Genomic DNA, 12534 nt, shown 5'->3' on the forward strand with positions numbered 1-12534 from the left:
ATTCTCAGCGGGCGCGTTCCACCCGCTGTTCGTCCCAGACCGGTTCCGCTGATTCGTACACCTTCCCGTCCGATCCGAACACCAGGAACCGGTCGAACGTCCGAGCGAACCAGCGGTCATGGGTGACGGCAAGGACCGTGCCCTCAAAGTGGTCAATGGCGCGCTCCAGCGCCTCGGCGGAGTGCAGGTCCAGGTTGTCCGTTGGCTCGTCCAACAGCAGCAGGGTGGCTCCGCTCAGCTGCAGGAGCAGGATCTGGAAACGCGCCTGCTGGCCGCCGGACAGCGACTCGTACTTTTGCTCGGACTGTCCCGCCAGGCCATAGCCGTCCAGGGCGCCGGCGGCCGCCTCCCGCCCCAGCCCCGAACGGTGTTCGTCACCGCGGTGCAGGATTTCCAGGAGCGTCTTGCCCAGGAGATCCGGCCGGACATGGGTTTGGGCAAAGAACCCGGGCCGGATCCGCGCACCGAGCTTGACGGTCCCTTCGTGCGGGACCTCGGCGATTTCCACATCGGAGACCGGCAGGTGTTCCCGCTCGGGGTCGGTGCCGCCGGTGGCGAGCAGCCGCAGGAAGTGGCTCTTGCCGGAGCCGTTGGAGCCGAGCACGCCGACCCGGTCGCCGAACCAGACCTCGGTGGAGAAGGGCTTCATCAGGCCGGTCAGTTCCAGCCGTTCGGCAACGATGGCGCGCTTGGCGGTTCGTCCGCCTTTGAGCCGCATCTGGACGTTCTGCTCGATCGGCAGTGCCTCCGGCGGACCCACTTCGAGGAACTTTGCCAGCCGGGTCTGGGCGGCGTGGTAGCGGTTGGCCATGTCAGAGCGGAACGCGGCCTTGTTCTTGTACATGTTGACGAGTTCCTTGAGCTTGATGTGCTCCTCGTCCCAGCGCTTCCGCAATTCCTCGAACCGGGCGTTCCGGTCCGCGCGGGCCTCCACGTACGATTCGAATCCACCGCCGTGGATCCATGCGGCGGCTCCGTTGATCCCCGGCTCCAGGGTGACAATGCGCCCGGCGGCGTTGTTCAGCAGCTCGCGGTCGTGGCTGATGAAGAAGACGGTCTTCCTTGACTCGTTCAGCTTCTCCTCGAGCCAGCGTTTGCCCGGCACGTCAAGGTAGTTGTCCGGCTCGTCCAAGAGGAGGAGCTCGTCCGGGCCTGCGAACAGTGCTTCCAGCACCAGGCGCTTTTGCTCGCCGCCGGAAAGGGTCGACGCCGGGCGGTGCTGTGCGCGGTCAAACGGCAGTCCCAGGGCGGCCATGCAGACCTCGTCCCAGACGGTCTCGACGTCGTAGCCTCCGGCGTCCCCCCAGTCCACGATGGCCTGTGCGTACCGCATCTGGGTGGGCTCGTCGTCGTGCTCCATCATGGCCAGCTCGGCATCATCCACCTCGCGCGCAGCGGCCGCCAAAGCCGGGGGAGCAGCGGACACCAGGAGGTCCCGGACTGTTGAACCGTCACGGACCTGCCCCACGAACTGGCGCATGATGCCCATGTTCCCGGACCGCCCGATGACGCCCTCATCCGGGACCAGGTCTCCGGCGATGATCCGGAAAAGCGTGGTCTTTCCTGTGCCGTTGGGCCCGATCAAGGCGGTCTTGGTACCGTCCGGGACCTTGAAGGTGACTCCGTTCAGGAGCTGGGTGCCGTCGGAGAGGAAGTAGTCGATGCCGGAAACGTCAATATGGGCCACGCCGTCAATCCTCCCACGGCGGAGCCTAGCCGGCGGCGGTGAGGAACTGCTTCAGCAGCGGACCCGAGGTGGTGGCGCCCAGGCCGCCGTCTTCCACGAAGACGGCCACCGCCAGGTCCCCGTGGACGGCCACGATCCACGCGTGCGTCTTGGGCGGGTTCTCGGTGCCGAACTCGGCGGTTCCGGTCTTCGCCCCTACCGGTGCCCCGGGGACGCTGGACAGGAAGCCTGCATGCCCGGAAGTAACCACGGCGCGCATCATGTCAGCCAGCGATGCCGCCTCCGCTGCCGTGATCGGTTTGTCCGACGCCGTGGACGGCGCCTCGGCCGTCGCCGTGGCAGTCGGTGCGGCGGCCGGGGCAGTGGACCCCGCGGTGGTTCCCGCAGCGGGGGCAGCGGCATCGGGGTTGAGGACAAGCTGCGCCGAAACGGGGGCGCCCTTGGCAACAGAGCCGGCCATGATCGCAGCAGCCAGGGGGGAGAGCAAAACCTTGCCCTGGCCAATCATGGAGGCCGCGTGTTCGGTGCCCTGGGCCTGCCCCGGCACGGAACCCAAGAACGCTTCCGCCCCGAGTTTCGGCGCTTCCACCGCGACGCCCATGGAGGTGGCCGCGGCTTCGAGCTGGCTCTGCGATACCGAGTCGCGCTGGGAAATGAAGGCGGTATTGCAGGAGTGCGCAAAGGCGTCCCGGAGGGTCACCGCGCCAAGGGAGGTCGCGGGGTAGCCCTCGGAGTTCTTGAAGGTGCGCCCGTCTACTGTGAGGGTGGGGGTGCACTGGACGGTGGAATCGGGATTCATGCCGTTGCGGAACATGGCCAGGGAATCCACCATCTTGAAGATCGAGCCCGGGGCGTACTGGCCCAGCATGGCCGTGTTGTAGCCGTTGCTGCCCGGGCCGGAGGCGGCGGCGAGTACGGCGCCGGTGGAGGGCCGGAGCGCCACGATGGCCGACGCCGGGCCCACACCCTCCAGGGTGGACTCAGCCAGGGTCTGGAGGCGCGGATCGAGGGTGGTCTTCAACGGCGTACCGGGCTTGGGTGCCACCTCGAAAAGGACGCGCCTGGGGTCGGTGCCGGCGGACTGGATCTGTTCGCGCGTCAGGTCGGCCCGCTGCGCCCGGATGACCACGGCATCTGATCCTCGGAGCTGTGCGTCGTACTGCTGCTGGAGCCCGCCGATGCCCGTGACATCCCCTGCGTCCAGGGCGCCTTCGGATGCATCGATCTGTTCCGCGGTGGCTTCGCCGACCGAACCGAGCACGGCGCGGGCAAACGTCCTGCTGGGAGCCAGCGGCATGGACGCGGGGATGCCGCGCGCTCCGGGGATCGCCTGGATCTGTTGATCCGAGATGGTCCTGCCTTCTTCACGCAGCGTGATGGCAGGGACAAAAGCCTGTGCACCGGCAGCCTTGACCTGTTGCGCATACGCCGCCGGGTCCACTCCCACCAGCGCGGCCAGCTTGCCGGCGGAATCGGAGGGGTCTGCGGCGCCCAGTTGCGGCTTGTCGATACCGACATTCACCACGGGACGGTAGGTGACCAAGGGTACGTCGCCGGCACCAAGGATGTCGGCACGCTGGGGGGACTGGGAGCCCTTGGTGACAATTTCACTGTCCGTCAGGCCGGGTGCCAGGAGGGCCGGGTCCCACACCGTCAGCCACTTGTCCCCTGACTTCTTGAAGTTCGCCGAGCTGGTGTACTTCCATTCGGCGTCGCCGAACTTCCAGGTATAGCTCAGCGGCGCGGACGCTTTATCGCCGTCGAGGGTGAGTCCGCCTGCCTGGACCTCGGGCTTCTGCGGATCCAGGGCAGCGAAGACCTGGTGCAGCTGGTCGTTGGCCGCGGCGGCGTCCTTGCCGTCAAAGGCCACCGAGCCAACGTCAAGCGATGAGACCGCGCCGGCCAACTGCTGGGCCGCGGCTTCGGCCCCGCTCTTACCGTCGTCGCAGGCCACCAGGGAGGTACCCAGGACGAGCGCAGCTACGGCAAGCGAAAGTTTTGTTGATTTCCCCATGCGGCCATTATCCCCCGCCCCGGCACCGTGCTGTGCCGTGCCGTCGCGGGCCAGGAGGTTGTGGCGGGTCCTGCCGGCCGGCAGGACCTAGCCGAGGGAAAGGTCCGGAACAGGCAGCCGGAAAATGTCCTTCAGGGCGTACGTAGCCGCGTGCATCCCGGGCATCCCCGTGACACCCGGGCCCGGTGGCGTTGAGGATGAGCAGAGGTAGACGCCCAGCAGAGGTGTCCGCCACGGGACGGGGGACGCCACGGGCCTTTGGACCAGGCCGCGCACGTCCATGACTCCGGCGCTGAAGTCGCCGCCAACGTAGTTGCGGTTGTACTGCGCCAGCTGCGCCGCCGTAATGGCGTGCGATTCCACCACGAGGTCCCGGAATCCCGGGGCAAACCGTTCCAGCTGCGCCATCACCTCGCCGGTCATGTCCCGCGTGGAGCCTGCGGGGACGTGGCAATACGTCCACAGTGTGTGCCGCCCGTCCGGGGCCCGTCCCGGATCAAACCGGGAGGGCTGGGCCACCAGGACATACGGCCGCTCGGGATGCCGGCCGGCGCTGACCTCGTTCTCCGAAGCCGCCAGTTCGGTCCGGGTCCCGCCCACGTGGACCGTGCCGGCGTCGGCAAGCCCGCTGGCTTGCCACGGCACCGGACCGGACAGGATGAAGTCCACCTTGCAGGAGCCGTTTCCGTACCGGAACGCCTCGAGGGCTTTTCGATAGCGGCCAGGCAGCGCATCGCCTGCCATGTCCAGCAGGCCGCGGGGCGCCACATCCAGCAGGGTGGCCCGGGTGGCCGGCAGTTGTTCCAGCCGGTCGATGGGGGTGCCGGTGTGGATGACGCCACCGTGGGCGCGGATGTCTTCAGCGAGGGCTGCCGCGATGGAGGCGGAACCGCCGCGGGGGATGGGCCATCCGTCCGCATGTCCCAGGGCACCGAGCATGAGGCCGGCCCCGGACGCCGCCAGGGACGGTAAATGCGAGATGGCGTGGGCGGCAACCCCGCTCAGGAGGGCGGGTGCAAGATCCTCCCGGAACCGTGCGTTCCATAATCCGGTTCCCTGCTCCAGCGTCCGCAATCCGTAAACGCCCGCCATCACCGGGTTGCGGGGGATCCGCAGCAGCTGGTTTTGGGTGAAATCCATGATGTCGCCAATATGCCGGACCAGCGGTTCCATGAGCCTGCGGTAGGCAGCGCCGTCCCGGCCCAGCTCCGTCGCAGTCCGGTCCAGCGAGGTATACGCCAAAGCCGCCCGGCCGCCATCCAGCGGGGACCCGAATGACACTTCAGGGGTGATCAGGTCCACCCTCCGGGGCAGTTCGAAGGCACGGAAAAACGGGGATGCCAGCGCCATGGGATGCACCGCGGAGCAGACGTCGTGGAAGTGTCCGGGCTGCATGAGTTCGGTGGTGCGCGTGCCACCGCCGATGGTCTGGGCTGCCTCGAAGACTTCCACCGACAGCCCTGCCCTTGCCATGACGGCCGCTGCAGAGAGTCCGTTGGGACCGGAGCCTACTACCGCGACATCAGGCACGGAACCCTGCTTTCCAGGGGGTAACCGATTCCGAGGGCCGGGCGGGATCCAGCCGGAACCAGTCGGGCGCGTTCGCGAACGGCCCGCCGTGCGGATCATCAACATGGTGGCGGCGGATGGGGTCAAAGGCGGGGTCGTAGATGTCCCACACGATGCGCGCCATGAGGTACGCCACGGCGGCCATGTGAGCGGCGACGGCGAGGACGTAGTACGGCATGTCCAGGTTGTGTTGGGACGAACCGGCGCTGGTCACCTGTCCAAGGTACATCCAGATTGCGGCCCAGTGCAGGGCTTCGATCCCCTGCCAGACCAGGAAGTCGCGCCACCGTGGCCTGGCGAGGGCTAGCAGCGGGATCAGCCACACGACGTACTGGGGCGAGTAGACCTTGCTGGTGAGGATGAAGGCCGCGACGATCAGGAAAGCAAGCTGCGCCAGGCGGGGGCGGCGGGGAGCGGTCAGTGCAACGGCTGCTATGGCGGCGCACAACAGGACGAACAGTCCGGCTGACAGTGCGCTGACTCCGTCCGGTGCCAGCCCGGACCAGCCCAGCCTGCCGGCCACCAGGTTGTAGGCGAACCACGGGGAACTGTACCCGGCGCCCCGCTCCGCGCTGTACTGGAAAAAATAGGCCCAGCCGGACGGGTTGGCCGCCGCGAACGGCAGGTTGACCACCAGCCAGGTGGCGGCGGCGCTGCCGGCGGTCACCAGCAGCGGCCGCCACCGGCCGGTCCGCGCGGCAAGCAGCAGGATGGCCCCGAGGACCAGCAGCGGGTAGAGCTTGGTTGCCGTGGCCAGCCCGATCAGGATGCCGGCCGGCACCGGGCGGTTCTTGGCGAAAAAGTACATGCCCACAGCCAGCAGGCAGGCTGCCCAGAGATCCCAGTTGATGGTTCCGGCGAGGATAATCCCCGGGGCGACCGCCACCATGGCGGCATCCCAGGGACGGCGGCCGGGCATGCGGGCAACTGCCAGGACAGTGACCATGGCCACGGCCGCCAGCAGCACGGCATTGATGTCGAAGTAGGCCACAGCCCTGGCGTTGGCGTCTCCTCCGGGAACCAGCCATGCCGTCAGCCCCGCAATCAACCCGATGAGCACCGGGTATTCAAACTGGCTGCCGCTGCCGAGGATGGGGAAGACCCCTTGTGCCAGGCCGCGGTTCCGGAACAGCTCCGGGAAGTCCGAGTAGCACGTGGCGTAGAACTGGGTTGGGGTCTCCCAGCCGTTGACCCGGCAGTAGCCCTTAAGCAGGATGCCCACCAAGGCGGCCAGTGCTGCCAGGACCACCAGCACACGTTCCACGGTGAAGATCCCGGGGGAGGCAACGCCGGGATCCGCCTTGGCCCCGAGTGGCCCGCCGATCACCTCCGTGAAATTACGGAGCAGCGCATCGCTGCGGCTCGGCACCACGATACGGGGCCGTCGTCCACCCTCCGGCGGCTGGGTCTCGTGCATGGAGTCGAGCTTACAGCCGGCCCCTGCGCAAAGCGCGGGGGCCGGCAGTCAGCGCAAGCCGCCGAGCTGCTGGTGCATGAGCACGAAGACTTCGTTTCGATGCTGCTCCAACAGGCCACTGTTGAACGAACTGCGTCGCTGCAGGGGGCGGGACAGGAATCCCAGGATCTTTCGCATCAAGGAAGGCACCTCCTTTCGTTTTAATGGGGCACAAAAGTGCATGACGAATTAGCGCTACTTTTCGGCGCGAAAAAGCCCGAAAAGAAGGCGCGTGAATTCCATGGCGGGAATAGGCGGAAATTGCAGGAAAGAACACAAATTCCGGGGGACGCCGGCAATGCCGGAAAGCAAGCACCTGGCGCAGAGCAGGAACGCTCAAGTGCGCGGACGCGGTTTCAGGCGTCAGCGAAGCGTGGGCTCAGGCAGGTGCTGTTCCGGGGAGTCAGCGCAGGAGGTGCGGCGGCGTACCGGCCGTTATCCCGGGGACTGGTCCAGGCAGGGCGAAGTCTCGGGGAACGTGGTTCCGGTTAGCGGCGCCGTGGAGAACCGGGGAAGGCGGCGGACCGCCACCCGGTGCCGACCGGAGCAACGCGCGCAGCACCAGCAAAGGCCGGGAATGCATTGATGGGGGTGTTCCATTCGCCAGTCAAAGTCATCATTTTCCCAACCTCCTTTTCTGCTGTCCGCTGCGTGGTGTGCAATGCGGTCTTGGACCCGGGCAGATTGCCGCGGGGTCAGGAATAAAGGTACCCCAGGAATCCGCGAAAGGCCAGCAATTCCCGGGAAATGCGGAAAAGTTTTTTACTAAAGGCGATTCAGAGACCCCAGCGCACAATAGCGGGCGTCTTCTTATCCCAGCCCAGGGTGCATACTTTGGCGGTACCGAGGATAAAGTGGCGGCCTTCCGTGGGCGGCAATTCCAGCCAGCGCGCGGTAAGGATCCGGGAGAAATGACCGTGCGCCACGATCAGCACATTGTCCATCCCGGATTCCAGGATCCGGCCGATGATCTTGTCCGCCCTCGCGGCCACCTCATCAAGGCTTTCACCGTTGGGAACGCCGTGGGTCCAGATCAGGTAGTCGGGATTGTCCTTGCGGATCAGGTCCGAGCTGATGCCTTCGTAGTCCCCGTAGTTCCACTCCACCGCGAGCGGTTCGTGCCGGGCATCCGGGAAACCGGCGAGCTCGGCAGTGCGCCGTGCACGCCGTAGCGGCGAGGTGAGCACCAGGTCGAAGTCGACGCCGTCCAGGACCTTGCGTGCCTCCACGGCCTGCTGTTCGCCTTCCACTGTCAGGGGGAGGTCTGTGAGGCCCGTGTACTGCCCGCTCTTGGACCATTCGGTTTCACCATGGCGGAGGATCCACAGCTGGGGGCGCGGAGCGAAGGCGGGATTGGTCATTTGGACTCCTCAGCGGGTGAAGGTTCGACGTCGGCGGGAGGGGTTCCGGGCTCGGTCCCGGCAGGTGCTGATTCAGGCTGTTCGGCCCACCAGCGGAGCAGGCGCGCCTCGGCCTCGTCCGCGGGCAACGGTCCGTGTTCCATCCGCTCATTAAGGAGGAACTTGTAGGCGCGGCCCACCACGGGGCCCGGTTTGAGGCCCAGCAGCTCCATGATCCGGGCTCCGTCCAGGTCCGGGCGTACTGCGTCCAGGGATTCCTGTTCCCGGAGCGCCGCAATGCGGGACTCAAGGTCGTCGTAAGCGAAGGACAGCCGGTCGGCCTTGCGCTGGTTTCTGGTGGTGACGTCGGACCGGGTAAGCCGGTGCAGCCGTTCCAGCAGCGGGCCTGCGTCGGTGACGTACCGCCGGACAGCCGAGTCGCTCCAGCCGGCATCGCCGTAGCCATAGAAGCGCATGTGGAGTTCCACCAGCCGTGCAACGGCCTTGGTGGTGTCATTGTCGAAGCGCAGCGCCTTCATCCGTTTGGAGGTGAGCTTGGCACCCACCATGTCGTGGTGGCGGAAGCTCACCGCCCCGCCCGGTTCGAACCGGCGCGTCGCCGGCTTGCCGACGTCGTGCATCAACGCCGCGAAGCGCAGCACGAAGTCCGGGCCCGGCACAGGGCCTTCGGCGTCCGTTTCAAGCTCCGCTGCCTGCTCCAACACCTGGAGGGAGTGCTGGTAGACATCCTTGTGCCGGTGGTGCTCATCGGCTTCGAGCCGGAGGGCGGAGACCTCGGGCAGCACATACTCGGCCAGCCCCGTGTCCACCAGGAGGTCCACGCCCACGCGAGGCCGGGCACCGCAGATCAGTTTGACCAGTTCATCCCGCACCCGCTCCGCGGAAATGATCTTGATCCGGTCAGCCATGTGGGTCATGGCTTCGCGGACGTCGTCGCGGACCGAGACGCCCAATTGCGCGGCGAAGCGGGCCGCCCGCATCATCCGCAAGGGGTCATCTGAGAAGGAGGCCTCCGGCGCCCCGGGAGTGGCCAGCAGGGAAGCATGCAGGTCCCGCACCCCGCCGAACGGATCGACCAGTTCCAGGGAAGGCAGTTTCAGTGCCATGGCGTTGATCGTGAAGTCGCGCCGCAGCAGATCGTCGGTGAGGGAGGAACCGAACGCCACCACGGGCTTGCGGGAGTCGGGATCGTAGGCCTCCGCCCGGTAGGTGGTGATCTCGATCTGGAAGCCGCCCTTGCGCATGCCGATCGTGCCAAACGCGCGCCCGATCTCCCAGAAGTTATCCGCCCACTTCTTGATCAGTGCCACCGTCTGGTCCGGCGTGGCATCCGTGGTGAAGTCGAGGTCGGGGGAAACCCGGCCAAGGAAAAGGTCGCGCACCGGCCCGCCCACGAGGGACAGCTCGTGGCCGGCATCCACGAACCGCTGACCGAGCTCCAGGACCACCGGGTCCACCTTGAAGTCAACGGTGTGGGAATCAATCTTGTGATGTGCGTGCGACATAGTTCCTTAAGCTTGGCAGAAACGAGCGGCGCGGCAGTCCAAAAAAGCGTCAAGATCAGCGCTGATTGACGTTCCCGGCCCCAAAATGCGTCACATCCCGTCCATGTTGGTGTCATGTTCCGGTCATCACGAACGGGCAACAGTCGTTAGAGTGGACTCCATGGCCCATCCAGTACCGAGCGCTCCCGGCAGGAGGACGAACGCACCATTGCCATCGGCAATCGGGGCGCACGTTGCCCCTGCCCAGCAATCGGCACCGGCCTCGCTGCCAACGGTTGAGGAAGTCTCGGCCGGCGGCGTTGTGGTGGACACGTCCGACGCCGAATTGAGGGTTGCGATCATCGCCCGCCTTAATCGCGGCGGACGGTTGGAATGGTGCCTCCCCAAGGGGCATCCGGAGGGCAAGGAAAACAACGAGCAGGCTGCCGTCCGCGAAATTGCCGAAGAAACCGGCATCGAGGGAGACATCCTGGCGCCCTTGGGCAGCATCGACTACTGGTTCACGGTCAGCGGCCACCGGGTCCACAAGACCGTGCACCACTACCTCCTGCGCGCCACGGGAGGCGAGCTCACCATCGAGAACGATCCCGACCAGGAAGCCGTGGATGTGGCCTGGGTGCCCATCCAGGAACTGGCCCGGAAGCTGTCCTTCCCCAACGAACGCCGCATCGCGGACCTTGCCCGCGAGGTCCTGCCCGGACACCTCTAAGCCCGGACGCCGCCGTCGTCATTGCGGTGTTACGGGCCGGTGGGTGAGACGATGAACTCGATGTCAGCTACCAACTTTCCTTCCGACCGGTCCGGCCGGCCCGATGACGCCGCACCCGGCGACGCCACCGCCGGGGCGGCCGCACCGGAGACCGCGCAGCCCGCGGCCGCGGGTCCCAGCGAGTCCCGTTCCAGCGCCATCATGGCCGCAGGGACGCTCGTTTCGCGTTTCCTGGGCTTCGGTAAGACCTGGATGCTGGGCACCGCGCTGGGCCTGGGCTCGACGGTCAACGACACGTTCATCAACGCCAACAACCTGCCCAACCTGATCTTCCTTTTGGTTGCCGGCGGTGTCTTCAATGCCGTGCTGGTCCCGCAGATCATCAAGGCAAGCAAGGCCCCGGACAGGGGAGCGGACTACATCAGCCGGCTGCTGACGCTCGCTGTCCTGCTCCTGTTCGGACTGACGGCGCTGGTGACGCTGGCCGCGCCGGGGGTCATCGAGCTGACCACCCAGGGATATTCGCCGCAGCAGAAGGCCCTCGCGGTAACGTTCGCGTTCTGGTGCCTGCCGCAGATCTTCTTCTACGGCCTTTACGCCCTGCTTACCCAGGTCCTGAACGCCAACGGCGCGTTTGGTCCGGCTATGTGGGCACCCATCCTGAACAACCTGGTGGCCATCGCCGGCCTGGGCATGTTCATCTGGATCTTCGGGACCAACGAGTTCAGCGCCCACACCATCGATAACTGGGGCTCTGCGCAGACTCTCCTGGTGGCCGGGTTCTCCACCATCGGCGTACTGTCCCAAACCGCCATCCTGCTGGTGCCGGTCTTCCGTCTGAAGCTCGGGCTCCGGCCCCGGTTCGGCTGGCGGGGCGTGGGGCTGGGGCACGCTGCGCGGCTGAGCGTATGGACCCTCCTGACGGCCGCCGTCGGGCAGCTGGCCTTCCTTTATGTCATGCGCATCGCCACCATTCCCGGCGCTGAACGCATCCGCTTGCAGGAGGCGGGGGACCCGTCCGCCTCCACCCTCCCCGGCAACGCGGTCCTGGAGGTGGCCAGCCAGCTGTACCTGCTGCCGCACTCGATTATTGCCCTGTCCCTGGCCACCGTCCTGTTCAACCGGATGACCCGGGCTTCGCAGGACGGCAACCGGGCGGAGCTTCGTGACGCACTCTCGCACGGGCTGCGCACCATGGCCGTCGCCACGGTGTTCGGCGCCTTGGCGCTGTTTGCCCTGGCGGGTCCACTGGGCATGTTCTTCTCCGGCGGCTCGCGCCAGGACGGCGTCATGCTGGCCCAGACGCTCACCATCCTTGCCCTCAGCACCCCCTTCATGAGTGCCAACTTCATGATGTCCCGGGTGTTCTATGCCAACGAGGACGCCCGCACGCCGTTCTACGTGCAGCTGCTGCTGGCTGTGGTCTATGTAGCCGGTGCGTTCGCCATCCAATTCCTGCCGGTGGGCCAGATCATCTACGCCATCGCCGTTTTGTATATGGTGGGCAACATCCTCTCGGTGGTCATCAGCGCGGTCTTCCTGCGGCGCATGCTGGGCAGCCTGGACGGTCCGCGGATCGCCAATTCGTACATCCGCATGGGCTATGCGGCCCTTGGCTCCGCCGTCGCCGGTTCGGCCGCCCTCTGGCTGCTGGGCAGCTACAACCCTGATGGTTTCGCTTGGAGCGGCCGCCTCCAGGCCCTGCTTACGGTCGCGGTGGCAGGGCCTGTCATGCTCGGCGTCTACTTCGTGCTCCTTCGGCTGTTCCGGGTCACCGAACTGGGCGACATGCTCCGGCCGCTGCTGGGCCGGCTGGGCCGCGGGGGCCAAGCCCCCGCTGCTGAAGCCGGGGACGCGCCGTCGTCCGCTCCTGCCCCAGGTTCCTCCGGGCACCGTCCTGAACGGGCCACCACCTCCGTGGACACCGGCCTCATTCCACGGATTTCCGGCGAGTTCGATGCCGTCTCGTTCCGTGCGGGTCCGGATCCGGAGCGCGGCGTGCGCCGCCAGGACCTGCACGACGACGGCCGCCAGCAGGTGCCGGTGGCCGAGTACCTGCCTGGTGAGGAGCAGCCCGCCACGGCGCGTGGGGGCCTGCTCAGCGAACAGATTCCCCTTCCGGGCCGCCGGACGTACCAGGGCAAGGCCGGCGAGAACCCGTACTTCAAGAAACGCCGCCCACGGAAAAAGTGATGCCGTTGCGCTCTGGCGCCGGTCTTCTCCACGGCCGTCC

Annotated in this window: 9 protein-coding genes; 2 read left to right on the forward strand and 7 right to left on the reverse strand. The window is 66.7% G+C overall.

Translation table 11 applies throughout. From position 1 onward, the window contains the following. Positions 1–4 precede the first annotated feature (4 nt). The 7 genes from DFO47_RS17080 to DFO47_RS17105 form a co-directional block, all read right to left on the reverse strand. Complete coding sequence (locus DFO47_RS17080) at positions 5–1687, reverse strand: ATP-binding cassette domain-containing protein (protein WP_133832413.1); 1683 nt, start codon at positions 1685–1687, stop codon at positions 5–7. 25 nt (positions 1688–1712) lie between these two features. Next, entirely contained in the window at positions 1713–3701 is a 1989-nt protein-coding gene (locus tag DFO47_RS17085) for a penicillin-binding transpeptidase domain-containing protein (protein ID WP_018762832.1), read from the reverse strand. Positions 3702–3788: 87 nt separating this feature from the next. Beyond that, positions 3789–5231, reverse strand: coding sequence for an NAD(P)/FAD-dependent oxidoreductase (locus DFO47_RS17090; protein ID WP_133832414.1), 1443 nt, complete (start codon positions 5229–5231; stop codon positions 3789–3791). Next, positions 5224–6687: a glycosyltransferase 87 family protein gene (locus DFO47_RS17095; RefSeq protein ID WP_133832415.1), complete on the reverse strand. Its 1464-nt coding sequence runs from the start codon at positions 6685–6687 to the stop codon at positions 5224–5226. Before DFO47_RS17095 ends, DFO47_RS17090 begins: the two co-directional genes overlap by 8 nt. Positions 6688–6735: 48 nt before the next feature. Then, a complete protein-coding gene (locus DFO47_RS21450; protein ID WP_279586714.1) occupies positions 6736–6867 on the reverse strand; it encodes a hypothetical protein in 132 nt (43 codons plus the stop codon). Between the two features lie 635 nt (positions 6868–7502). Continuing rightward, positions 7503–8087 (reverse strand): histidine phosphatase family protein, encoded by a 585-nt coding sequence (locus DFO47_RS17100; protein ID WP_133832416.1) that lies wholly within the window; start codon positions 8085–8087, stop codon positions 7503–7505. Continuing rightward, entirely contained in the window at positions 8084–9592 is a 1509-nt protein-coding gene (locus DFO47_RS17105; RefSeq protein ID WP_133832417.1) for a CCA tRNA nucleotidyltransferase, read from the reverse strand. The genes DFO47_RS17100 and DFO47_RS17105 overlap by 4 nt, the downstream gene beginning before the upstream one ends. A 208-nt stretch (positions 9593–9800) precedes the next feature. Here DFO47_RS17105 and DFO47_RS17110 point away from each other — a divergent pair, with 208 nt between their 5' ends. Both DFO47_RS17110 and murJ read left to right on the forward strand, forming a co-directional pair. After that, a complete protein-coding gene (locus DFO47_RS17110; protein ID WP_018762826.1) occupies positions 9801–10301 on the forward strand; it encodes an NUDIX hydrolase in 501 nt (166 codons plus the stop codon). Positions 10302–10361: 60 nt separating this feature from the next. Then, on the forward strand, positions 10362–12494 hold the full coding sequence (gene murJ / locus DFO47_RS17115; protein WP_133832418.1) for a murein biosynthesis integral membrane protein MurJ: 2133 nt from the start codon (positions 10362–10364) through the stop codon (positions 12492–12494). The last annotated feature ends 40 nt before the right edge of the window (positions 12495–12534 follow it).

This window comes from Arthrobacter sp. AG258, assembly GCF_004364695.1.
Classification (GTDB): Bacteria; Actinomycetota; Actinomycetes; order Actinomycetales; family Micrococcaceae; genus Arthrobacter.

What these genes read in the sequence shown, in the direction of transcription:
- DFO47_RS17095 (WP_133832415.1), bottom strand. Translation starts at nt 6,687, where the DNA reads ATGCACGAGACCCAGCCGCCGGAGGGTGGACGACGGCCCCGTATCGTG.
- DFO47_RS17105 (WP_133832417.1), bottom strand. Translation starts at nt 9,592, where the DNA reads ATGTCGCACGCACATCACAAGATTGATTCCCACACCGTTGACTTCAAG.
- DFO47_RS17100 (WP_133832416.1), bottom strand. Translation starts at nt 8,087, where the DNA reads ATGACCAATCCCGCCTTCGCTCCGCGCCCCCAGCTGTGGATCCTCCGC.
- murJ (WP_133832418.1), top strand. Translation starts at nt 10,362, where the DNA reads ATGTCAGCTACCAACTTTCCTTCCGACCGGTCCGGCCGGCCCGATGAC.
- DFO47_RS17085 (WP_018762832.1), bottom strand. Translation starts at nt 3,701, where the DNA reads ATGGGGAAATCAACAAAACTTTCGCTTGCCGTAGCTGCGCTCGTCCTG.